Annotated in this window: 19 protein-coding genes; 7 read left to right on the top strand and 12 right to left on the bottom strand. The window is 54.6% G+C overall.

Annotated elements, in window-relative coordinates; translation table 11 throughout:
• Positions 1-11: 11 nt before the first annotated feature.
• A complete protein-coding gene (locus tag FOC35_RS04370) occupies positions 12-2,486 on the top strand; it encodes a fimbria/pilus outer membrane usher protein (protein ID WP_172568261.1) in 2,475 nt (824 codons plus the stop codon).
• A 94-nt stretch (positions 2,487-2,580) separates the two neighbouring features.
• Here the strand turns inward: FOC35_RS04370 and FOC35_RS04365 are convergent, their stop codons facing one another.
• From FOC35_RS04365 to FOC35_RS04350, 4 genes are all read right to left on the bottom strand, one after another.
• Positions 2,581-2,802 carry an acyl carrier protein gene (locus FOC35_RS04365; RefSeq protein WP_039899116.1) on the bottom strand — a complete coding sequence of 74 codons (222 nt, stop codon included), beginning with the start codon at positions 2,800-2,802 and terminating at the stop codon, positions 2,581-2,583.
• A 17-nt stretch (positions 2,803-2,819) separates the two neighbouring features.
• Entirely contained in the window at positions 2,820-4,253 is a 1,434-nt protein-coding gene (locus tag FOC35_RS04360; RefSeq protein ID WP_172568260.1) for an AMP-binding protein, read from the bottom strand.
• Positions 4,250-5,368, bottom strand: coding sequence for an MBOAT family O-acyltransferase (locus FOC35_RS04355; protein ID WP_172570322.1), 1,119 nt, complete (start codon positions 5,366-5,368; stop codon positions 4,250-4,252). The genes FOC35_RS04360 and FOC35_RS04355 overlap by 4 nt, the downstream gene beginning before the upstream one ends.
• A 129-nt stretch (positions 5,369-5,497) precedes the next feature.
• Entirely contained in the window at positions 5,498-6,640 is a 1,143-nt protein-coding gene (locus tag FOC35_RS04350) for an SGNH/GDSL hydrolase family protein (RefSeq protein WP_172568259.1), read from the bottom strand.
• Positions 6,641-7,289: 649 nt separating this feature from the next.
• Between FOC35_RS04350 and ompC the strand changes: the two genes are divergently transcribed.
• From ompC to zinT, 4 genes are all read left to right on the top strand, one after another.
• Positions 7,290-8,384: a porin OmpC gene (gene ompC, locus FOC35_RS04345; RefSeq protein WP_172568258.1), complete on the top strand. Its 1,095-nt coding sequence runs from the start codon at positions 7,290-7,292 to the stop codon at positions 8,382-8,384.
• Between the two features lie 134 nt (positions 8,385-8,518).
• The gene (locus FOC35_RS04340; RefSeq protein ID WP_172568257.1) at positions 8,519-9,031 is read left to right on the top strand and encodes a GNAT family N-acetyltransferase; all 513 of its coding nucleotides are present in this window, start codon (positions 8,519-8,521) and stop codon (positions 9,029-9,031) included.
• A gap of 238 nt (positions 9,032-9,269) precedes the next feature.
• Positions 9,270-9,794: a phospholipase D family protein gene (locus FOC35_RS04335; protein WP_172568256.1), complete on the top strand. Its 525-nt coding sequence runs from the start codon at positions 9,270-9,272 to the stop codon at positions 9,792-9,794.
• 76 nt (positions 9,795-9,870) lie between these two features.
• Positions 9,871-10,515 (top strand): metal-binding protein ZinT, encoded by a 645-nt coding sequence (gene zinT, locus FOC35_RS04330; protein WP_172568255.1) that lies wholly within the window; start codon positions 9,871-9,873, stop codon positions 10,513-10,515.
• A 43-nt stretch (positions 10,516-10,558) separates the two neighbouring features.
• Here the strand turns inward: zinT and FOC35_RS04325 are convergent, their stop codons facing one another.
• From FOC35_RS04325 to FOC35_RS04300, 6 genes are all read right to left on the bottom strand, one after another.
• Complete coding sequence (locus FOC35_RS04325) at positions 10,559-11,242, bottom strand: outer membrane protein (RefSeq protein WP_172568254.1); 684 nt, start codon at positions 11,240-11,242, stop codon at positions 10,559-10,561.
• A 20-nt stretch (positions 11,243-11,262) separates the two neighbouring features.
• Positions 11,263-11,754, bottom strand: coding sequence for a heme-binding protein (locus tag FOC35_RS04320; protein ID WP_172568253.1), 492 nt, complete (start codon positions 11,752-11,754; stop codon positions 11,263-11,265).
• 92 nt (positions 11,755-11,846) lie between these two features.
• Positions 11,847-12,464, bottom strand: a complete 618-nt coding sequence (locus tag FOC35_RS04315; protein ID WP_172568252.1) for a response regulator transcription factor — start codon at positions 12,462-12,464, stop codon at positions 11,847-11,849.
• Positions 12,464-13,774 (bottom strand): sensor histidine kinase, encoded by a 1,311-nt coding sequence (locus FOC35_RS04310; protein WP_172568251.1) that lies wholly within the window; start codon positions 13,772-13,774, stop codon positions 12,464-12,466. Before FOC35_RS04310 ends, FOC35_RS04315 begins: the two co-directional genes overlap by 1 nt.
• A gap of 110 nt (positions 13,775-13,884) precedes the next feature.
• Complete coding sequence (gene fumA / locus FOC35_RS04305) at positions 13,885-15,534, bottom strand: class I fumarate hydratase FumA (RefSeq protein ID WP_172568250.1); 1,650 nt, start codon at positions 15,532-15,534, stop codon at positions 13,885-13,887.
• A gap of 55 nt (positions 15,535-15,589) precedes the next feature.
• The gene (locus FOC35_RS04300) at positions 15,590-17,101 is read right to left on the bottom strand and encodes a DASS family sodium-coupled anion symporter (RefSeq protein ID WP_305792506.1); all 1,512 of its coding nucleotides are present in this window, start codon (positions 17,099-17,101) and stop codon (positions 15,590-15,592) included.
• A gap of 628 nt (positions 17,102-17,729) precedes the next feature.
• Here FOC35_RS04300 and FOC35_RS04295 point away from each other — a divergent pair.
• Both FOC35_RS04295 and FOC35_RS04290 read left to right on the top strand, forming a co-directional pair.
• Positions 17,730-20,510 carry a flavocytochrome c gene (locus FOC35_RS04295; RefSeq protein WP_016535100.1) on the top strand — a complete coding sequence of 927 codons (2,781 nt, stop codon included), beginning with the start codon at positions 17,730-17,732 and terminating at the stop codon, positions 20,508-20,510.
• A 58-nt stretch (positions 20,511-20,568) separates the two neighbouring features.
• Positions 20,569-21,537 carry an FAD:protein FMN transferase gene (locus FOC35_RS04290; RefSeq protein WP_172568249.1) on the top strand — a complete coding sequence of 323 codons (969 nt, stop codon included), beginning with the start codon at positions 20,569-20,571 and terminating at the stop codon, positions 21,535-21,537.
• Here FOC35_RS04290 and dcuR read toward each other — a convergent pair.
• Both dcuR and FOC35_RS04280 read right to left on the bottom strand, forming a co-directional pair.
• Positions 21,518-22,237, bottom strand: coding sequence for a two-component system response regulator DcuR (gene dcuR, locus FOC35_RS04285; RefSeq protein WP_016535102.1), 720 nt, complete (start codon positions 22,235-22,237; stop codon positions 21,518-21,520). The two genes, FOC35_RS04290 and dcuR, sit on opposite strands and share 20 nt — an antisense overlap.
• Positions 22,234-23,856, bottom strand: coding sequence for a sensor histidine kinase (locus FOC35_RS04280; protein ID WP_172568248.1), 1,623 nt, complete (start codon positions 23,854-23,856; stop codon positions 22,234-22,236). The genes dcuR and FOC35_RS04280 overlap by 4 nt, the downstream gene beginning before the upstream one ends.
• Positions 23,857-23,886: the final 30 nt, after the last annotated feature.

The following is a 23,886-nucleotide window of genomic DNA, read 5'->3' as shown; positions in this document are numbered from 1 at the left end:
GAGCGCCCGCTATGATGCCTCTGATACCTGTGCGCTATTTCGCCCTCACCCTGATGTTGTCACCTTTTTACTGTGACGCCCAGCGCTGGGAGTTTGATGCCAGCCAGCTGGGGCTGAGTGATGCCAGCCTGGCCGTGTTTAATCAGGGAGGCCAGTTACCGGGAAGCTACCGCGTTGATGTGTTGCTGAACGGAGAAATTGTGGATACCCGCAATATTCTGTTCAGGAAATTGGCGGGGGAACCTGAAAATGCCGGTCTCGTTCCCTGCCTGAGCATTGGGCTGCTTAACCAATACGGCATTCGGGTTGAAGATTATCCCCGGCTAACGCCGTCATCTTCTGATACCAGCCAGTGCAGCCACCTGAATGCCGTTCCCGGCGTGGAGGCGACGTTTAGTTTTTCCAGCCAGCAACTCCTGCTCACTGTTCCTCAGGCCGTTATGCGTCAGGTGTCGGGCGAGCTGGCGCCGCGGGAGCAATGGAATGACGGGCTCGATGCGCTCCTGCTGAATTACCAGGCCAGCATGTCGCATACGTCTTACCGTGGCTCGCGCCGCCAGCGAATGGACTCCCCGTTCATCCTGCTGGAGCCGGGGCTGAATATAGGCCCGTGGCGGCTGCGTCATTCTACAAGTTGGCAGAAAAATAGCGGACAGGGCGGCCGCTGGGAAACGGCGTATACCTTTGCCGAACGGGGTCTGTACGGGATGAAGAGCCGCCTGACGCTTGGCGCACGTTTTACCCCGTATGAGGTGTTCGACAGCGTCCCCTTCAGGGGCGTTATGCTCGGGACCGACGACGAGATGGTGCCTTTTAGCGAGCGCCGTTTTTCTCCGGTAGTCAGCGGCGTTGCCCGTTCACTGGCGCGAGTGGTCGTCCGCCAGCAGGGGTACACCCTCTATGACGCCACCGTTGCGCCCGGCCCCTTCAGGCTGGGCAACTTAAGGCCGTTGTCCGGCGGCGGTGATTTGGACGTCACCGTTGAGGAGAGCAGCGGCTTAGCTCAGCATTTCATCGTGTCCTGGCAAACACCTTCCATCTCCGTGCATTCCGGTTACCTGAAATATAACCTGATGGCGGGGCAATATAATCCTGCCGGTCGTGTCAGCGGGCGGACAGGCATTGCACAGGCATCGGCAATATATGGCTTGCCGCTGGGGGCGACGATTTACGGCGGATTGCAGAGCGCTGAGTGCTTTCATGCCCTGTCGCTTGGGGTTGGCGTCTCGCTGGGCAGCGCCGGTAGCTTTTCTCTGGATACCACGCACGACCGCGTTCGTTCTAAAAATGCCTCACTGGGTAAGCAGTGGCGGGTGCGCTACAGCAAATTGGTGGATGCTACCCATTCATCGCTGGCATTAACCTGGGCCTGGTCTCCTGCGGCCGGTTACCGCACGTTGTCGGATGCCCTTGAGCGCAGATCGGTTCCCCGGGGTGGGATGATTTCCCGGGCGCAGCTGAGTTTTAATCAATCTCTGGGCGCGCTGGGCTACCTCAGCCTGAGCACCCGCCGAACCCGATACCGGCAGAGTGAAGAAAACGATCGCTCCGAAAGCATACGCTACAACACGCGTATCAAAGATCTCTCTCTGTCTCTGGACTGGACGCGTTCGCGCTGGCAGGGAAAAGTGGATCGGCTTCTCAGTATTATGTTCAGTATCCCACTGGGGAATATGTCCGGGGCTGAAACAATGGCTAGCGGGCAGATGTTGTCGTCCACCGCCGGCAAAGAAACCTGGATGACGGGACTGAGCGGCCAGGGGATGGGGCATCGCTTAAGCTGGAATGTGATGCAGCGTTTTTTGCCCGGTAACGCGGGTACCCGGTCGCAATCTCACTCCACAACCTCTCTGGGATGGCGTGGTTCTCAGGGGATCATGACGGCAAATTATAGCCGTAGCCCACAGGTTACAGGTCTTGGAGCCAGCCTGAGCGGGAGCGGCGTGCTGACTTCCGGGGGATGGGCGCTGGGGCAGCCGCTAAACGGCACGGCAGCATTAGTTGGCGCACCGGGAGCAGCAGAGATCCCGGTTGGAGGGTGGCCAGGGGTGAAAACCGATGGGCGGGGTTATACCGTCCTGAGCGGGCTGCAACCTTACCAGCGAAACGTTATCAGCCTCGATCCCGCTCGCCTGCCGCATGAGGCGGAGATAACCCGGACGGATATTCCCGTGGTGCCGACCAACGGCGCGATTATTCCTGCCGTATTTGCGACTCATATCGGCAAAAAGGCGCTATTGGGTCTGACAGATAGCAGCGGGCAAGCCATCCCCTTCGGCTCCGTTGTTACGCCGGAAGCACAAAATAATGCCGGTAACGGCATCGTGGGTGAAAACGGAAAGGTCTATTTGTCCGGGCTTTCCGGGAAAGGATATTTGCAAATCCGCTGGGGTCTCTCAGCGCGGCAGTCCTGTCGGGCAGCATATCATTTGCCGAAAGTTTCCGGCCCTGCTGGAATTTTTAGTGCATGGGCGAAGTGCTTGTGAGCCATGTAAGTAAATTAGCTTCTGCCTCCCCTTGAAATAAAAAGACCCCGGAAGTCTAAACCGCCGGGGTCTTCAAATCAGACGCAGCTAAGGCTTAACTGCGGTTTTCTTCAATATAACGAGCAAGGCTCTCCGGGGTTTTCAGCACGGTGGCGACTTCCGTCGGCGGTATCATACAGCCGTACAGATCCTGCACTTCCAGCACTAAATCCACCGCCAGAATAGAGTCGAGAATATCGGACTCAATCAGCTCATCGTTAAAGCCGACTTTGCGGGATAACACCTTTTCAAACAGGGCGAGAATGTCTTGTTCCATCTTTTTTTCCTGAGTCATTAATTCGTGCGAGCCTGGGTATCCAGCAGCTTGCGGTCGATTTTGCCGTTAGGGTTAAGCGGCAAAGCATCTTTAATAATGATTTGCGAAGGCACCATATAAGGCGGGATCACCTTCGAGAGCGAAGTTTTGATGGCTTCCGGCGCGAGGCCGGTTACGCAGAAAGCCGCAATACGCAGCACGCCGCCGCCGGACTTCATCAGCGGCAGCACCACGGCCTCGCTAATGCCGGACATCGCCAGCAGGCGGTTCTCAATCTCGTTGATTTCAATCCGGTAGCCGTTCAATTTGATTTGGCTGTCGTTGCGGCCCTGGCAATAAAGCAGTCCGTCCTCGTAGCCGAGATCGCCGGTCCGGTAGCCCCGGAATTGCTCGCTTTCGCGGTGCAGTAATTTCTCTGCGTTTTCCTGCGGCAGCCCAAGGTAGCCGCGCATCACGTTTTTACCCCAGATAATCAGTTCACCTTCGGCGGTAATTTCCATTCTGGAGTCCGGCATCATGGTGCCAACCGGCAGCAGGTCGTTTTCGCTGAGCAGGATCTCATCGGTGATTTCGATAACCGTGGTGGCGATGGTCGCCTCCGTTGGCCCGTAGGAGTTAAGAATTTTGGCCTGCGGGAAGCGTCGGCGCAGCTGCTTGACCAGCGCCTTATTCAGCACTTCGCCGATGAACACAAATACGCTCAGGTCGGGCAAATAGTCGCTGTTGAACTGCGGGGAAAGCAGCTTCTGGTAGGCAAAAGAGGGCGTTGAAACCCAGGCCGAAACGCCGTTGGTTTTCAGGCGCTCGAGCCAGTTTTCGGCCGCGATGTCTTCTTTCGCATTCAGCACGATGTGCCCGCCGGTAGCGAGGTTTGCCAGCAGCGGGATCAGGGAAAGGTCGAAGCTGAACACCGCGTGGTTCATCAGCACCGGCACGTCCGGCAGCGCAAAATCCTGGCGTACCCACTTCATGAAGTGCCACAGGCTCTCGCGCCCAATCTGCACGCCTTTCGGTTTCCCGGTGCTTCCTGAAGTAAACATGATATAGGCCAGGTTCTGCTCGGCCAGCGCTTTGCCCGTTTCGCCGGTTGCCACGAACTGCTTTGTCGCTACGTCGTAATAGCAGGGAGCGCTGGCAAGCTGGCAGATCTCTTTCAGCCTCTCCTGAGGGTAAATGCAGTCCACCGGAATATACGGAATGTTGTGCAGCAGGCAGCTATAAATAGCCACGGCAAACTCGGCCTGCTGGTGCCCGTACAAAACCACCGGCGTTCCGGCGGGCTGCTGGCTCAGTTCGTAGCGCTGCGCCCAGTCCGCAACGGCGACGGAGAGCTGCTGCCAGGTCAGGGCGTAATCGCTACCGCTGATGGCCAGCTGCTGGGGGCGTGCGGGGTCGAGTAATGCCGCACGCAGAAAATCCTGCAGTTCCTGAAGCTCGGGATGAAGTTTCATAGAGGTGACATTCCGCTAAAGATGTAGAGGGAGGCCGCTGCGCTTGCCAGCGTCAGAATTCGTCCAAAAAACGCGATAACCGGATGGCGTAATCCGTTGCTCAAAGCTGGGCTGTGTTTGGCTGACCACAGCAGCATGTTATGGGCAACGGAAATGGCGCCGAACAGCGCGCCGCTGATGACATAGTGCCTTTCAAGCCCGTTCCATGCCCCCATGCAAAAGAGCGTGCAGAAAATGCCAACGTTCTGTGCCAGGGTTTTGTTTTGACGGAAGAAATCGAGCTTCATCAGATTCATGTAAATCGGCATAAAGACCACGTCGCGCAGCCATTCAGACAGGCTGATGTGAAAGCGTCGCCAGAAGTCCTGCGGGTTTTTAGCCAGAATCGGCATATTAAAGTTGGCCGGAATGTTCAGACCAAACAGGCGGCCAGCGCCGATAGCCATGTTGCTGTAACCGGCAAAATCGAAGTAGAGATAGGCGCTGTAGGCCAGTGACATCACAACGCCGACGCTGAGCGTAAACGGGCGGTGGCTCCAGGATTCAATCACCAGGTTATCTATCAGCATGGCAAACAAAAATTTTTGGATAATGCCGGTCACGATTTGCTCCAGCGCCAGTAAAAACTGTTCGCGGCTGAGGCGGAAAACCGGTTTGTTAATGTCGTTAACCCAGCTGCGCCAGCGGTACATTGGGCCAGCGAGGATAATAAACGGCATAAACAGATAGCAAAAATAATGCAGGAAATTTCGCCCGTCTTTTTTACTGCGGTAAAGCAGTACGTCAATCGCGCGGAAGGTCATAAAGGAGAGGCCAATCATGCCCCAGTGGTTATTAAGGTGTAGTTTCACCAAAAACAGCGGTAGCAGGGTCAGGCTCACCGCCTGCCATGTTTTTAAGCAGCCTTTCTCTTTTAATGTGACAAGAATATAAAAAGCCAGGAACACCGCGATCGGAACAATATAATCGCCCTGGAAGATATAGCCCCAGCCTAATGCCGCCAGCACCGAAAAAGCGGATAAATAAGTCAGCCGGTGATTCAATACCCGGTTAACCAGCGCAAACAGCAGCGCCGATGAAAACAGAAAGAAAAAAAATGTTCCTGAGCTGTACATCATTCATCCTTCAGAATTTTTGATATTCAAAATGCACTTTTAAATTCATGCTGTCGTCAACGGATGACCACGCAACAACGGTTATCGCTAAAAAGAGATAAAGGAAAAAAAGGCGGGCTGCGGTTTTCATCATTTAAAACTCCCGGCAATAAATCGGTCCATGGCCACCCACGCCAGTTCTGTGGGGTGAAGGCGATCCCAGTTCCAGCCGTTTTGGTAGGGCTGAGCGTACATGTCGAAGTAACGAACCTGGTTTTGCTCAAGCGTTGCCGTAACCTGGCGGTCAACGGGTCGGAATTTCTCCGTGTTCTTAAGCGCCCACGGGTTGAGCGGGTCGATAATCACCACAAACTGCGCGTGGCGCTGTTTCAGGAGCGCAATTGTTGCCTGGAAAGCCTGCATCTGGCGGCTAACCGGCGGGGTTGGGTACCAGTCTTCCGGCGTTTTGTTATCTTCGAAAACGGACTTATCCATCCACAATGTCGCCGCGCTTTCCTGGCGGGACTGGTTCAGAACGCGCGCCTGGGCCAGCTGTTGCTCCCAGTCAGGTTGCACAACGTTGGCGCTCATCTGCTGCGGCCAGGTACGGTGTTTTGGCTGCGGGGTAATATGCAGCATTGCCAGCCAGTCGTTTTTTACCATGGTGCAGAAGTTAGCAAACTGATAATTCACTTCCTGCCAGATAACCTGCGGGTGCCAGCCGTAAACTTTCATTTCGCCAAAGGTTAAATGGCTAATATCTTCTTTATCAATATGCTGCAAATAATGAGTCAGGTAAGGGCGAGTTTGCTCATTTTTCATCAGCGGATTAAAAATTGCGGCCGGGAAATGGTCGGCAAAAATTGCCGGAGGAATGCTGTCAAAATAAAAACTATCCGGGGCATAGAGCAGAACAATTTTACTGTTAGCGTTGATGTCATTTTTGAAACGGGAGAGCAGTAAAAACTGAGTAATGTTATCAACATAACTATCGCCGTAGGCGACCACCGGGCGGTGCAACTGGTTGTTAAAGTAATTATATACCGCGTAGTGCTCATCTTCGGAGGTAGAGACTTCCGAAGCACCGAGGAAGAAAATCGCATTTCCCTGTAACGCATGGGATATTGTGGCTATTTTTTCGCGCTGTTCTTTTGGCGTGCCTTCCATTGTTTTGATCAGCGGCTGGAATGTCAAAGGCGGATCGAAGCTCGTCACCAGCGGGTGAACGCAAAGGAACAAGACAGCAAGCAGCGCCATCGAGATATGTAGGCAGAGAGTATTTTTAATTTTCATTATAAGAGTAACGCTATATGACAACCATTTGTTTAAAATTTGTTAGTTTTTAACCTCACGGGAAATCCAGCCCCGTGAATTTTGACACTATATACCAGGAATCTGGCGATGATGAGCGTTGCTGTGTAACGGTATGTACAAGCTCCGGCACTCCAGAATCCCGGCGGTTGTTTGTGCCTGGCCGCTATTTTTTACGGCGGTTAGCGGCCTAATTAATTGCTCGCCAGGTAATTTGTACCGGGCCAATTGTCGGCAACTCCGGAGAAGGGAATAAGTTGTTTAATCACTCGCTGTCCTATCTTTTACATAAATGTTTTAGCTGCTTTATATTTCCGTGGTGATTGTTTTTAAACGCGCCCATCCTTGTTGTTAACATAACTCATTCTAATCAAATGGTTTTTTGTGTTGTGATTTGGCGGTGTGGCGTTTTTTAATCTTATTTTATAAGGATGATTTTGTGTTTGTTTGATGTTTTGTATATTGAGTGAGTTATGAATTGATATTTATCATTTAACAATAGCGATGATGCTCACGAGAATAAAAAATAGGAAGATATTGTGGAACTTTTATTTGTAACGTTCATTTCGCCATTGAATAATGTCCTGGCTTCACAGGGGTGAAGCATTTTTCAACTATTAGGGACGAAAAGATGAAATTAAAATTAATCGTGGTGGCCGTCTCAACGTTATTAGCGGCAGGGGCGGTTAACGCCGCCGGCGTTTATAATAAAGAGGGTAACAAGCTGGATCTCTATGGAAAGGTTACCGCCCTCCATTATTTCAGTGACTCAAACGGTGCCAATGGGGATAAAACCTATGCGCGCTTAGGGTTTAAAGGCGAAACCCGCATCACCCATCAGCTCACCGGGTACGGCCAGTGGGAATATAACTTCAGCGGTAATAATGCCGAATCCGACGGTGCGAAGGGCAATGCAACGCGCCTGGCTTTTGCCGGGCTAAAATTTGCCAACTTTGGCAGCTTTGATTACGGGCGTAACTTTGGCGTGGCTTACGACATTGGCTCATGGACGGATATGCTGCCGGAATTTGGCGGCGACACATGGACCCAAACGGATGTCTTCCTCACCGGGCGTACCAACGGCGTTGCCACCTGGCGTAATAGCGACTTCTTCGGCCTGGTTGAGGGACTGAATGTCGCCCTTCAGTACCAGGGCAAAGAAGATGACGCCACGCGCGGGCTGGGCAAACAGCACGGCGACGGCTGGGGCATGTCTACCAGCTATGAGTCCCAGGGCTTTGGCATAGGCGTGACTTATGCCGCATCGGACAGGACTGACGCTCAGGTTGCACAGGGGCGGCTTGCATCGGGTGACAATGCCGCAGGTAATAAGGCAGAAGTCTGGGCGGCGGGCCTGAAGTATGACGTCAACTCGCTCTATCTTGCGGCGACGTTTTCAGAAACCCATAACATGACCACCTACGGCGGCAACAGCAACATCGCCAATAAAACGCAAAACTTCGAAGTCGTTGCGCAATATCAGTTTGAGTCGGGCCTGCGTCCGTCCCTGGCTTATCTGAAATCAAAAGGCAAAGATCTGAATACCGTCGGAGGCAATCAGGATCTTGTTGAGTATATTTCTATTGGCGCTAACTACTACTTCAACAAAAATATGTCGACCTACACGGATTATAAAATCAATCTGCTGGACGACAGCGAATTTATCCGCGCTGCACAAATCAACACCGACAATGTTTTTGCCGTCGGCATGGTCTATCAGTTCTGATTTTGTGATAAATACGGCCCGGTTTGTTTTACGGGTCGTAATAAGCCGTGCTCCTGACAAGATGTTTCCGCGACGGACAAGTTGAATACTTTTTCTGCTGGCTTTATGGTGAATCCTAAAAGCGAGGAAGAAAAATGCCCCTGATAATCCGCAAAGCCGTCCCCGAAGATGCCCCTCTTATCTCTACCCTTGGTGCGACGAGCTACCGCTATCATTTCCAAAAATTCTGGCAATCTGAAGATGAGCTTCAGGCCTTTATTGACGGTGAATATTCGCTGCCTACGCTGGCGAAAAGCCTGTCCGACCCTGACGTTGGCTGGTTTATTGCTGAAAACAAAGGTGCAATTGGTTTTGCCAAAATAAGCTGGGATCGCTCGGTTCCGGGGCGGCCGTTTTCTGGCGCCTTGCTTAACAAGCTCTACTTTGCTCCCGGTGAGACCGGCAAGGGCTATGGGAAAGCGCTTTTTGACAGAGCGGTTGAACTGGCGAAAGAAAGGAATCAGAACTACTTCTGGCTGGAAGTGCTTGAGGGCAATGAGGGCGCACGGAATTTTTACCTGTCCCAGGGCATGAGCCACTTAACAAGTGAGACCTTTACCAGCGCGACGCAAACCAGCACGCTGTATATTCTTGGTAAACCGCTATAAACCCGGCAAGAGATTTCGGTATAGCCCGCTGGGCTGATAGCATTTTCAGGCTCCCTCCGTTTTATTAAGCGGCGGGATTGCCTCCGGAGTTACGCCCGGCGGACGGCAATATCGACATATCTTGTTATTTCTTAACTCCCCTCTGATACAAAGGTCTTCTTTCCGGCCTCTATTTCTGCGGCGTAAACTAGCCGCTGATAAAGACAAGTGGCCTAACCTCAAAGTGATAAATTCCTGGTTGAAAAATATTACCCTGGCAGCCGCGCTTAGCCTGCCCGCAGCGGCTTTTGCCGCGCCACATGTTCAGGTCGGTTTTTCGCCGGAAGGGTCGGCGCGGGCGCTGGTATTGCAGGTTATCGCCCAGGCGCATAAGTCTGTCCGCATGATTGGCTACTCCTTCCAGGCTCCCGATATCGCTCAGGCGCTTGTGGAGGCTCATAAGCGGGGTGTAGAGGTGAGGGTGGTGGTGGATAAAAAACGTAACCAGAACAAGGCCAGTCTGAAGGCGATGAGCTTTGTCGCTGCCAATGGCGTTCAGCTGCGTATTGACGGGCACTATCATATCCAGCATGACAAAACGATCATCGTCGATGAGCAAACCGTTGAAACCGGCTCGTTTAACTATGCGCCTTCTGCTGAAACGGAAAACAGTGAAAACGTGGTGGTGCTGCGAGACATGCCGGATGTTGCCAGCCAGTACGTTGCGCACTGGCAAAGCCGCTGGGAGCTGGGCGTGCCGTTTACCGGAGAAACTTCGGTATAGCCTGGCGCGGGTTGATCTCCTTGGTTGTTATGTTATAACGTTTCTATTTCGCGATTGGATCGCAAAGGAGAGCGTTATGATAATGAAGAAATCTGCTTTTATTCTGGGAATGGGCGTTCTGCTGTCGGGAACGCAGGCGCTGGCTCACGGCCATCATCACGGCAAACCGTTAACCGAGGTCGAACAGAAGGCCAGCGAAGGTATTTTTGACGATACCAATGTGAAAGACCGCTCCCTGGCCGACTGGGAAGGTATCTGGCAGTCGATAAATCCTTATTTGCTGAGCGGCGATTTAGACCCGGTACTGGAGAAAAAAGCCAAAAAGAGCGGCAAGAGCCTGGAAGAATATCGGGCGTATTATAAAAAGGGTTATGCGACAGATGTCGAAACGATTGGCATCGAGAATAACGTCATCGAATTCCACGTAGGAAAAGAAACCGCCAGCTGCCATTACGATTACGCGGGCTACAAAATTCTGACTTATAGCTCAGGAAAGAAGGGCGTGCGCTACCTGTTTGAGTGCAAAGACAGCCAGTCAAAAGCGCCAAAGTTTGTGCAATTTAGCGACCATATTATTGCCCCGCGTCAGTCTCAGCATTTCCACATCTTCACCGGGAGTGAATCCCAGGACGCATTGCTCAAAGAGATGGATAACTGGCCAACATATTACCCGTACAATATGACCAAAGCGCAGGTAGTTGACGAGATGCTGCACCACTAGAGAAGGAAAACGGGCGGCACATTCGCCGCCCGCTGTTTAACCATCAGAACAGGTAGCGAGTGCCGAGGGTGAATTCGCTGGTGGCAAGGCGAGCCTTCATTTGCTCGTCCTTCAGGCCGCGTACGTTGCCGAAGGTATTGTAGCCGCTCTCGATTTTGCCCATATCCACGTAGCGATAGCCAATGTCAAAGCTCAGGCGCTCCAGCGGCGAATAGCTGACGCCTGCGCCAAGCGACCAGGCCAGGTTGTTTTGCGTGCTGGAGGCGTATTCCCGGGAAGTATTGCCCTGCCAGCCGCCCGCTTTTACCTTCGCAACCCCGAGACCCGCGGTGCCGAACAGTGAAACACCGTAGCCCAGTTCATAGTCGCGATAGACGTTCAGCATCAGCCGTTCTGTTTTCAGCTTCAGGTGGTTGTAGCTTGTCGGGAAGGCGGTGGAGCCGCTGGTAAATTCGGTTTTCTGGCGGAAGGTATATTCCCCCTCGGTACGCCAGCCGTTGCCGTACTGGTAACCGGCAGCCAGCGACGCGCCGCCGAGTCTGTCTTTTTCTTTACCGTCAACAAACTGCCCAACGCCGGGGCGGCTGCTGGTGTCCTGGTCGCTGGCGCGCTGCTCGCTTTGCAGGTATTTAGCCGAACCGTAATAGCCTTCATCGCCGTTTGCGGCCAGAGCCTGCCCGGCACACAGCATTAACGGAAGCGCCCATAAGCCTGTTTTAATTTTCATATTTTCCGCCCGATATCGTGTTATTTCAGCTCGTTCTCAATCGTTTTCAGCGCCTCAATAGCGCAGGCCTGGTCGAGATGCCCGCCCGGTGCGCCGCCGATGCCGATAGCGCCAATCACCTGCTCACCGGCTTTTATCGGCACGCCGCCCGCCAGCAGCAGGAAGCCAGGGATATCGCGCATATTGGCCGCGCCCGCGTTGGACTGAGAGCCTTTCATCACGTTGTCGGTTGGGTTTTTGGTGGTCAATGAGGTCCAGGCTTTCATGCGGCTGGCTTCGACGGTATGCGGCCCGGCATTATCCATGCGCTTCATCACCAGCGGCGTGCCGGAACGGTCAACCACGGTCACCGCCACGTTATAGTTATCTTTGGCGCAAACCTGGAGTGCGCTTTGCGCCAGCTTGTCGGCAAGCTCAAGGGAGAGGTTTTTCTGGCTCAGTACGCCGGTTGCCGCGCTGGCGCTAGAGATTACGCTGCCCATCAGCAGGGCGCTTAACAGAAGACGTTTCATGATGTTGCTCCATATTGGTTTGCTATGGGTCAATACTATGAAACGCGGCGTTGGCGGGAAATTGGCGCGAACACCTAACTTTCCTGGTAGTTTTACTTAGTCTCTTTGACGACTTCACCGTAGATTTTGAGCAGTTTCGGCAGGGAGTTAACTTCAAGCTTGGTGAAAATATTGGCGCGGTGCGCCTCCACCGTGCGCGGAGAAAGCGAGCACTGTTGGGCAATTTCCTTGCTGGAATAACCCAGGATCAACAGCTCCAGCATCTCCTTTTCGCGCGCGGTCAGAGTCGCGAGCTTTTCCTGGAGAGGTTGCCATTTCTGCTTTTCCTCAAGCCGCGTTTTTTGCTGCTCCATGGCGGCTCCGACCACTTCAAACAGCAGGTCGGCATCAATCGGCTTGGTCAGAAACTCAAAGGCACCATTTTTAAAGGCGCGGCGGCACAGATCGATGTTGCCGTGCCCGGTCATGATAATCACCGGCAGCGCCAGCCCTTCCTGCGTCCATTCGTCCAGCAGAGTCAGCCCTGTTTTGCCCGGCATACGGATGTCGAGCAGCATACAGCCGTCGAGCAGGGCGAGGTCGCCCGCCTGCTGCTGAAAAGCCTGGGCGCTGTCGAAGGCGTGAGTCTCCCAGCCCACCGTTGAAAGCAGCAGTTTCAGCGAGTCGCGGATCGCCGCATCGTCATCAATAAGCCAGATGCGCTGTTCCATTATTTCTCCTCGCCGTTGAGCGGAAACCAGAGCCTGAAGCAGGCGCCCTGTCCCGGAATATTGCTGGCTTCGATAGTGCCGTTCAGGCGCTGAACCAGGGTGTCGGTAAGCGCCATACCCAGGCCAATGCCCCCGGCCCGGGTGGTGAAGAACGGAATGAAAACGTGCTCCAGCGCCTCGGGGGATAACCCCGGCCCGCCGTCGCTCAGGGTTAACACAATGCCGTTGTTTTCAGCCTCGATCTTGAGATGAACCCAGCCCGAGCCGCCGGTTTGCGCCTGGATAGCGTTGCTGACGATGTTATGCAGGATCTGCTCAATCCATAACGGCGGAGCAAACAGCAGCGGCAGCGGGTCGGCAAAGTGGCCGGTTGCGCGGATTTTCCCCGTCCGCAGCTCGTTATCCAGCAGCTTGCACACCCGCAGCCAGAGCCGCTGGAGATCGACAGGCTGGAATTCGGCCCGCTCGCTGGTTAATTTTTGCCGGAACTGGCTGAGCAGGGCATCAATACGTTTTATCTGGAGCACCGAGGCCTCCAGCAGGTCGGGAACCTGGGCCGGATTATTCTGTTTTATCAGCCGCGCCGCCGCCTGGTTATAGCTCATTACTGCCGTCAGCGGCTGGTTCAGCTCATGCACCATGCCCGCCGCCAGCTCGCCCATGGTATTGAGCCGGGTAAGTTCTGCGTAGCGGGCGCGCAAATCTGCAATATCGCGGCGGCGCTTATTCACCTGATACTGCGCCAGCAGGTAGAGTGCAAGCGCCCAGAACAAGGCCGGGGAGATAATCAGCCACCACGGCAGTTTAGCCCATTCAGGATTATCGCCGACGGAGAGCAAAAGCGGCTGGGTAGGGCTGGCGACGGTTTTATCCCAGCGCCAGTAGTAAGACGCGCCAGAGTCGCCCTGCTGGTAGAGCAGGGTGGCGTTCCAGCTGATATCGAGATAGCGAAACGTCTTTTTCTCTCCGAGGGTATCGAGCAGGGTTTTCAGGTCGATTAACAGGGACAGATTCGGGCGGTTAAGCCAGTAGCGGCCGTCGCCTTCGGGCACGATAGGCAGGCGCGGTTCGAGGTTGTTATGCCGCCGCCACATGACGATTTGCGGCAGGATCTTTTGCACCTCGCTGGCATCCTGGCTGACCGGCAGCAGCGGAATAATGGCGTCGTGCTGGGACAGCTTCACCGTGACCTCACGGTAGAGAATGCGGAAGTCGGCGGACTTCTCCTCGTACTGCTGCTGTAAAAACCAGGCGCTAAGCCCCGCGCAGCTGAGCAGCGTTAGCAGCAGCCAGCTAAACAACCTCAACATGCTAAATCCCTTTTTGCGCCGTGGTGAAAATGTTGATTCAGTATGGAGTAACTTGCGGGCAAAAAAAAGCGAGCGCCGTAGCGCCCGCCTTGATGACAAGTTCTGCTAAATCAGTGCTTGTTACAGCCCGCGCACTGTTTGTTCTGGATCTGCTGGAAGAAGTCGTTGCCTTTGTCATCCACCAGGATGAACGCCGGGAAGTCTTCCACTTCAATTTTCCAGATGGCTTCCATACCCAGCTCCGGGTATTCCACCAGTTCCAGGCTCTTAATGCTCTGCTGAGCCAGAACCGCCGCCGGGCCGCCGATGCTGCCGAGGTAGAAGCCGCCGTGTTTGTGGCAGGCGTCGGTCACCTGCTGGCTGCGGTTGCCTTTCGCCAGCATTATCATGCTGCCGCCGTTGGCCTGAAGCTGATCGACATAAGAGTCCATACGGCCTGCGGTAGTTGGGCCTAAAGAGCCTGAGGCGTAACCTTCTGGCGTTTTGGCCGGCCCTGCGTAGTAGATCGGGTGATCTTTCACGTACTGCGGCAGCGCTTCGCCGTTGTCCAGGCGTTCTTTCAGCTTAGCGTGGGCGATGTCGCGAGCTACGATAATGGTGCCGCTCAGGGAGAGGCGGGTAGAAACAGGGTAAGCAGAAAGCTGGGCGAGGATCTCTTTCATCGGCTGGTTCAGGTTCACCTTCACGGCTTCGCCTTCACCGGCCTGGCGCAGCGCTTCCGGGATGTACTTCCCAGGATTGCTCTCCAGTTTTTCAATCCAGATCCCGTCTTTGTTGATTTTCGCCTTGATGTTGCGGTCCGCGGAGCAGGAAACACCCATGCCAATCGGGCAGGATGCGCCGTGGCGCGGCAGGCGCACAACGCGGATGTCGTGGGCGAAGTATTTCCCGCCAAACTGCGCGCCGAGGCCGAGCTTCTGCGCTTCTTCCAGCAGTTCCTGCTCCAGCTTCACGTCGCGGAAGGCCTGGCCGTGCTCGTTGCCTTCGGTTGGCAGCCCGTCGTAATAGTGGGTGGAAGCCAGTTTCACCGTTTTCAGCGTGGACTCAGCCGAAGTTCCGCCGATAACGAACGCAACGTGGTATGGCGGGCAGGCCGCGGTGCCGAGCGTACGCATTTTCTCAACCAGGTAAGCTTTCAGTTTCGCCGGGGTGATAAGCGCTTTGGTTTCCTGATAGAGATAGGTTTTGTTGGCCGAGCCGCCGCCTTTGGCAACGCACAGGAATTTATATTCGTCGCCGTCCACGCTGTAGAGGTCAATCTGAGCAGGCAGGTTGGTGCCGGTGTTCACCTCTTTGTACATATCCAGCGCGGCATTCTGGGAATAGCGCAGGTTATCTTCGATATAGGTGTTGTACACGCCCTGAGACAGCGCGGCTTCATCGCCGCCGCCGGTCCAGACGCGCTGGCCTTTTTTACCCATGATAATCGCGGTGCCGGTATCCTGGCAGGTCGGCAAGATGCCTTTGGCGGCAATCTCAGAGTTACGCAGGAATTGCAGCGCCACGTATTTGTCGTTTTCGCTGGCTTCCGGGTCGTGAAGAATATCGGCAACCTGCTGCTGGTGGGCAGGGCGCAGCATAAACGCCGCGTCGTGGAAGGCCTGCTGTGCCAGCAGAGTCAGGGCCTGAGGTTCTACTTTCAGCACCGGCTGGCCTTCGAATTCGCTAACCGAAACGTGTTCACGGGTTAACAGATAATATTCGGTTTCATCGTGCGCCAGAGGGAAAGGGTTCTGGTAAACAAAAAGTTTGTTCGACATAGCTCATTACTCCATAAAAATAAGCCGCCGGAAGTTGCCCCCCAGCGGCTTTAAATCAGAACAGCATCGCCATCCACGGATAACCAATCAGCAGCAGTGCGGCGAGGAACAGGCCGCCAAAGATGGTGCCAAGGCGCCAGTAATCTTTGGTTGGCAGGTAGCCGCTACCGTAGTAAATCGGGCTTGGGCCTGTGCCGTACGGGGTGATGATGCCCATGATACCCAGCGAGGTCACCATCAGCAGGCAGAACACTTCCATATTCATGCCGGGGATAGTAGAAGCGATGGTCAGCATGGCCGGCAGCAGCGCGGTAGTGTGTGCGGTGGTGCTGGCAAACAGGTAGTGCAGCAGGTAGAACGCCAGCAGCAGCACGATGGTTGCGGTGCCCGGGGCGATGCCGCTCATCAGCGCGCCGCCTTCTTTACCCAGCCAGGTGATGAAGCCGGTAGAAGAGAGGCCGTCTGCCAGGGCGACGAGGGTGGCGAACCAGACAAAGGTGTTCCACGCCGCTTTATTGTTGGTGATGTCGTTCCAGTTCAGCACGCCGGTCCACAGCATCAGGACGATGACCAGCAGGGCGGCCAGGGCTGGTTCAATCCAGCTGGCGGCGAAGATCCACATCATCAGCGCGAAGCAGACGAACACCAGCAGCAGGATCTCATTGCGGGACAGCTTGCCCAGTTTTTCCAGCTCGCGGCTCGCCCATTTTGGCACTTCGTCGTTCACTTTCACTTCCGGCGGGTAGAGCCAGTAGGCCAGCAGCGGCATGGTCAGCAGCAGCAGCAGGCCAAGCGGCAGGAAGGCGAGGAACCACATGCCCCAGGAGATGTTAATCCCGACGATGCTTTTCACCAGCGCCAGCGCCAGCAGGTTAGGTGCCAGAGCGGAAAGGAACATTGAGCTGGTGATACAGGCTGCGGTAATCGCCACCCACATCAGGTAAGAACCAATTTTACGTGCGCTCGGGTCGTTAGGTTTAGAGCCGTACAGCGGCGGCAGGTTGGCAATAATCGGATAGATTGTGCCTCCGCTGCGTGCGGTGTTGGACGGGGTAAACGGTGCCAGCAGCAGGTCGGCGAAGGCAATGGCGTAGCCCAGCGTCAGGCTGCGGCGGCCAAGATATTTCACCAGAATCAGCGCCAGGCGGCGGCCGAATTGAGTTTTATCGTAACCGGCGGCAAACATAAATGCGCCGAAGATAAGCCAGACGGTGGAGTTGCCGAAGCCGCTTACCGCCCATTTAAAGGAGGCACCGGCCAGCTTAAATTTCGGGTCGGCCATTTGCTCCGGGCTGAACAGCAGCCACTGGCTGCCAAGGGCGATGACCACTATCCCGGTCAGGCCGATAACGGCGCCGGGCAGAGGTTCGAAGATAAGCCCGACAATCACGCCGACGAAGATGGCAAAGAAGTGCCAGGCGTAAGGCGGCAGGCCGTCAGGAACCGGGACCAGCAGCAGCAACAGCGCAACGATGATGGGCAGCGCCATCATCAGCCAGCGGTTGTTGCTGCCCGCTTTCTTCGTGCTCGCTTTGAGCGGCGGTAGATTGGTGGTTATTACACTCATAATGACACCGTTATAAGTAGTTAAGGATTCGGGTTTTCTATTTCCGGCTAATTCACTTTCTTTAGTTATTTAACTTTCTTTATTAATTAAAGATGAATTTAAGCTGCTTCAGAAATAGCTATTCAGCGCATTTTTTCTGCGATGAATTAAATACTGGTGATATTTATATATTGCGCTTTCGGGGTATATGGCAATTGATCCGGATCAAGAAATGAGATTCTGTTATCTATTTTTAAAATAAATAATAGTTAACCCGGGAGTAGGGTTATTTTCGGTGAAAAGTTATCACTTTGATCATTAAAAATGCGCCTTTAAGTCGATTTTTATCACTTTTAGCTGACTCGATTCCGCGCCGCGCAAGGCCTGGAATGTATTTCCTGGTGTTGGTGGCGAAGTAATTAAATTGTTATCGTCTTTTAATAAGATGTGATTTTTTGGATTTTAATTAATAACACGTTGTGGGTAATTCTGTTATTGAGGTGATTTAATAGTTTTTAAACTAACGTAAATAGTTTGGTAACTAAAAATAGTCTTATATTGTTGCTATGCATAATGGCAAATAACCATAACCAAAAATAACGCCAGCACCCAATTCTCAAGTTTAAATTTTAAAGTTTGGAGTCGCATTATGAACACCGACAAAAACATGCTCAGCACCTTTACCTTACCCAATGGTACGGCGTTAAAAAATCGCCTGCTGATGGCGCCGATGACCACCTGCACCGGGTATTTTGACGGCACGGTGACCGAAGAGCTGGTGGAGTACTACCGCGTTCGCGCCGGCAGCATCGGCACTATCGTGGTGGAATGCTGCTTTATCGACGATCTCGGCCTCGCTTTCCCGGGCGCTATCGGTATTGATAACGACGAGAAAATTGCCGGGTTGGCAAAAATTGCCGCAGCGATCAAAGCCGAAGGCTCCAGAGCTATTTTGCAGATTTACCACGGCGGCCGCATGGTCGATCCGAAACTTATCGGTGGCCGTACTCCGGTTGCGCCGAGCGCCCTGGCCGCTCCTCGCGATGGGGCTGCAACCCCGAACGCTTTGACCACCGAAGAAGTGGAAGGCATGGTTGGTAAATTCGGTGATGCCGTTCGTCGCGCTATTCAGGCCGGGTTCGACGGCGTGGAAATCCACGGAGCCAACACCTACCTTATTCAGCAGTTCTACTCTCCTAACTCCAACCAGCGTGACGACGAATGGGGCGGCAGCCGCGATAACCGCGCTAAATTCCCGCTGGCGGTGCTGGATATTACCCACCAGATGGTGCGCCAGTTTGCCGACGATTCATTTATCATCGGCTACCGCTTCTCTCCTGAAGAGCTTGAAGTTCCCGGCATCCGCTTCGACGACACCATGTATCTGCTGGAGAAACTGGCGGCGCGCGGCCTTGATTACCTGCACTTCTCGCTGGGCTACTCGCTGCGTCCGTCAATCAACGACACCACCGACCCGACGCCGCTGATTAACAAATACTGCCAGATGCGTTCCGCCGAACTGGCGCAAATCCCGGTGATGGGCGTGGGCGGCATCGTCAATGCTTCTGACGTAGAAACCGCGCTGGAAAACGGCTATGACCTGGTGGCGGTAGGCCGCGCCTGCATCGCTTACCCGGACTGGACAGACCGCATCGCCAACGGCGAAGTGCTGGATCTGTTTATCGATAGCACCAAACGCGAAGAGCTGACTATTCCTGAACCGCTGTGGCGCTTCTCGCTGGTAGAGGCGATGATCCGCGACATGAGCATGGGCGGCGCATCCAAATTCAAACCGGGCGTATTCGAAGAAACCGTCAGCGATGACGTAAACCAGTTGGTGATTAACGTTAGCCTGGATAACGAAGGCATCGCGGACATCGCGCTGGCCGAAGGCCCGCAGGACGACGTTGAATTCACGACCAATTTTGAAGAAATTCGTACCCGTATCCTGACCGCCAACTCGCCGTTTGTGGACGCCATTTCCGGCGCGACTTCCCAGAGCGAAGCGGTGAAAAAAGCCGTCTCCAAAGCGATGGTGAAATCCAGCAAGCAGCGGGCGTTTGAAGAGAGCGGCGGCGTTAGCGCCCCACAAAACTACGATGTTGTGGTTGTCGGCAGCGGCGGCGCGGGCCTGGCAGCGGCGATTCAGGCTCACGACGAAGGCGCTAGCGTGCTGATCGTTGAGAAAATGCCTTCCATCGGCGGCAATACCGTGAAGGCCTCCGCCGGGATGAATGCGGCCGAAACCCGCTTCCAGCGCGTAAAAGGCATTAACGACAGCAAAGAGCTGTTCTACGCCGAAACCCTGAAAGGCGGTTACGGCAAAAACAATCCTGAGCTGCTGCACCGCTTTGTAGAGACGGCTCCGCAGGCGATTGAGTGGCTGGCGGATCGCGGGATCATGCTGAACGACATCACCACCACCGGCGGGATGAGCATCGACCGTACCCACCGCCCGCGCGACGGATCGGCGGTTGGCGGCTACCTGATTAGCGGCCTGCTGCGCAACATTAACAAACGCGGTATCGACGTGCTGATGGACACCGCGGTAACCGAAATCCTGTTTGAGCAGGGCGCGGTAAGCGGCGTGGAGCTGCTGACTGACGAAAACGAAGCCCTGACCATTCATGCGAAGAGCGTTATCGTTGCCACCGGCGGATTCAGCGCCAACAGCCAGATGGTGGTGAAATACCGCCCTGACCTGGACGGCTTCGTCACCACCAACCACAAAGGCGCGACCGGCGGCGGTATTGCCCTGCTGGAAAAACTGGGCGCGGGCACCGTGGATATGGGTGAAATTCAGATCCACCCAACGGTTGAGCAAACTACGTCCTACCTGATTTCCGAGTCGATTCGCGGCGGCGGCGCTATCCTGGTGAACCAGAAAGGCAGCCGCTTCTTCAACGAAATGGAAACTCGCGATAAAGTATCGGCGCAGATTATTGCCCTGCCGGAGAAATACGCTTACATCGTGTTCGATGAAAACGTGCGCACCAAAAACAAAGCGGCTGACGAATACATCGCCAAAGGCTTTGTGGTTAGCGCCGAAGGGCCGCGCGAGCTGGCGGAGAAACTGGGTATGGATTACCACACTTTCCTGGCAACGCTTGAGCGTTACAACGGCTTCGTGGAAAATCAGTACGACGAAGACTTTGGCCGTAAAACCGCGCTGCGTAATCCGATTAAAGATGGCCCGTTCTACGCCATCCGCATCGCGCCGGGGGTGCACCACACCATGGGCGGCGTGACCATCAACACTGAAACCGAAGTGCTGAACAAACAGCAACAGGTTATCCCGGGCGCTTACGCGGCGGGTGAGGTTGTTGGCGGCATCCACGGCGGCAACCGCATCGGCGGTAACGCGGTGGCAGACATCATTATCTTTGGCACCCTGGCGGGCCATCAGGCGGCAAGCTGGGCAAAACGTTAAGCCCGAAGCGCCCCGGTTAACGCCGGGGCGCAATCCTTTCAAGCAACAAGGAGCCGCTATGTCACAAACCGAAGGCGTTTACGGATATTCCGCGGTATTAATGGGTTCGCCCATCCTCCTCAAGCTGTTCGAGAACAACGAAACGCTCGCCTCCCAGGTGTTCCGCCTGATCAAACAATACGAAGATCTACTCACCGTTAACCGCGCCCAATCGCAGGTGATGAGCATTAATCACGCCGCCGGTCAGCATCCTGTTGTCGTCAGCCGCCCGGTGTTCGAGCTTATCAAATGCGCAAAGGCCGCCAGCCTGTTCCCCGGCAGCGCTTTTAACCTCGCCATCGGCCCGCTGGTTAAGCGCTGGAAGATTGGCTTTAAGGGCGACAGCGTGCCGCCGCAGCAGGAGATAGCTGCTCTGCTGCCGCTTACTGACCCTCATCAGGTGCTGCTGGACGAAGCCGCAGCCAGCGTTTTTCTTACCCAACCGGGAATGGAAATTGACCTCGGGGCAATAGCCAAAGGTTACATTGCCGACCGCGTACGCGATTTTCTAAACAAGCAGGGCGTGGAGCAGGGGCTGATTAACCTCGGCGGCAATGTTCAGACTCTTGGCTCACCGCAGGGCGGCTGGTCAATTGGCCTGAAAAAACCGTTTAGCGGGGCGGATGAGATGCTGGGCGTGATTGAAGTTGCCAATAAGTCGGTAGTGACTTCCGGCGTGTATGAGCGCTACTTCGAGCTGGACGGCAAACGTTATCACCATATTCTTGACCCGCGCACCGGCTACCCGCTGGAGAACGAACTCGAGAGCGTCACCATTGTTTCGGCGGACTCTATCGACGGCGATATCTGGACGACGCTGATTATCGGCATGGGCGTAGAGAAGGGCATTAACATGTTGAAGAACCGCCCCGATATCGAGGCGATTTTTGTAACTAAACGGCGCGAGATTATTCTCTCTTCGGCCAATTTATTCCGCTTTACGCCGCTGGAAAGCGACTACCGGCTGCTTACTGACAGTATTGCTTGAGCAGGCCGAGCTGTTCCGCCTGAAGGCGATAGCGGTAAACCGGGCGGCCGGTCATGCCGTAATGAATGCTGGTGAACAGAATATTAATCTGTGCCAGCCAAATCAGGTATTTACGGCAGGATACGCGGGAGATATTGACCGCCGCCGCCAGCTCATCGGTGGAAAACTCTTCCGTCGGATGCGTATCTATCCACTGGCAAATGGTACGCAGCGTCTGCGGCGTTAACCCCTTCGGCAGGCGCTTTGAGTCCGCCACCACCGGCGAACCACCGTGCAGCAGGCGGTCGACATCCGCCTGTTCGTAATATTTGTGGGTGCCCATCAGGTTTTTCTTTTCGCGCCAGTTGGTCAGCGCCTCTTCGAAACGCGGGAACTGGAACGGCTTAATCAGATAGTCCACCACGCCGTAATGCATCGATTTTTGAATTGTCGCCGCGTCCGCCGCCGATGAAATAACGATAACGTCGATGCTTTTCCCCGCTTCGCGCAGGGTCGGCAGCAGATCGAGACCGTTATCCTGCTGCATGTAAACGTCCAGCAGGATCAAATCTATTTTTAACTCCGGGTTATTTACCATCTCCCGCGCCTGTTTCAGCGTGGAAGCGGAGCCGCAGCAGCTAAAGCCCGGGATTTGGCTGACGTAGGCGCGGTTTAATTCCGCAACCATGGCATCATCATCGACTATTAATACATTGATCACGAATTGTTCCTTTCACTATCCCAGGGTAACTGCACAAAGAACTGGGTAAAGACGCCCGGCTCAGACTCCACCTGAATGTTGCCGCCGAGCCGTTCAAGCTGCTGTTTGGCCAGGAACAGCCCAACGCCGCGCTGCTCGCCTTTGGTGGAGAAGCCTTTGTCAAAAATAGCCTGAATTTTCTCCGGCTCAATGCCGGGGCCGTCGTCGCTGACTTCAACGCTCAGCACGCCGTTCTGGTAGTGTAGCAATACGCCCACTTCCCCGTCCGGCTGCCCGGCCATCGCATCCAGTGCGTTCTCAATCAGGTTGCCTAATGCGGTAATCAGCGCCATCACCTGAAGTTCGTTCGGGTTGTCCGGCAACTGGCATTCATCGGCCAGCGCCAGATGATGCCCCGCTTCGCGCGCGCGATTAATTTTGCCAATCAGGAACCCGGCGATAACCGGCGACTTAATTTTGCTTTGCAGCGTGCCGATTTCCGTCTGGTAATTACTGGCGGTTTGCAGAATGTACTCTTCAAGCTTGTCGTAATGCTTAAGCTGTAGCAGGCCAAGAATAACGTGCAGCTTATTCATAAACTCATGAGAACGCTCGCGTAGAGCGTCGACATAATTCACCATGCCGTCTACACGCTGAGTCAACAAATTGATTTCTGTTTTATCGCGGAAGGTGCTTATCGCGCCTATCACCTGGTTATTTATACGAATCGGCACCGCATTACACAAGACCAGACGCCCGTAGCTGATAATTTCTCTGTCCTGAATTGGCATACCGCTGCGTAACACTTCGCACAGCGTGGAGACCAGCGGCCCCGGCGGCACGGTTTTACCGAGGCGGAAATCGTCCGGCGACAGCAGCATTTTGCGCGCCGCGTGGTTGATTAAAGTGACGCGGCCTTCACGATCGACTGCAATAATTCCCTCTTTGACCGATTGCAGCATCGCCTGGCGCTGCTCGAACAGGGCGGAGATTTCATAAGGTTCAAAGCCAAACAGAATGCGCTTCAATACGCGCACCAGCACCCAGGTACCGAGCGAACCGACCAGGGCGCTGAACAGCACCGTCCACAGTACGCTCCAGCGGCTTTTGGCTATCTGCTGGTCCACTTTGCTTAGCGAAATACCGATGGCGACCACGCCAATCTGCTTGTGCTGCTCGTTATAAACCGGGGTAAAGACGCGCAGCGCCTCCGCCAGCACGCCGTGGTTTATCGAGACGTTTTCTTTGCCTTCCAGCGCCGGGAAAATATCGTCGCCGATAAAATGCGAGCCGATATTGCCCGGCTTGGGGTGCGAATAGCGGATGCCGTTCATGTCGGTGACGACCACGAACAGCAGATCGTTTCGATCCTGCACGCGGGAGGCCACCGGCGGAATAATGTCTCTGTCGTGGGGCAGAGTCAGCCCGAGCTTAATCGTCGGATCGTCGGCCAGGGTTCTGGCCACCGCCAGCGCGGTATCTTTCAGGCCGCTGCGCGTGGCATTGCTGACCTGAATGAAATACAGCGCGTAGACCACCAAAAGCACCGAGCCGATAACGGCACACAGCATCAGCGTGACCGAAGTGCTGAGTTTCATCGGACGTTTGGCCGTCGCCTGGGCAGGTTGCGTGTCGCTCATGGTTATTCCGGTAGAAGGCGTAAACGCTGA

It is taken from the genome of Cedecea sp. FDAARGOS_727 (genome assembly GCF_012273235.1).
Classification (GTDB): Bacteria; Pseudomonadota; Gammaproteobacteria; order Enterobacterales; family Enterobacteriaceae; genus Cedecea; species Cedecea davisae.
This window is presented reverse-complemented; position numbering and strand designations above follow the sequence as displayed.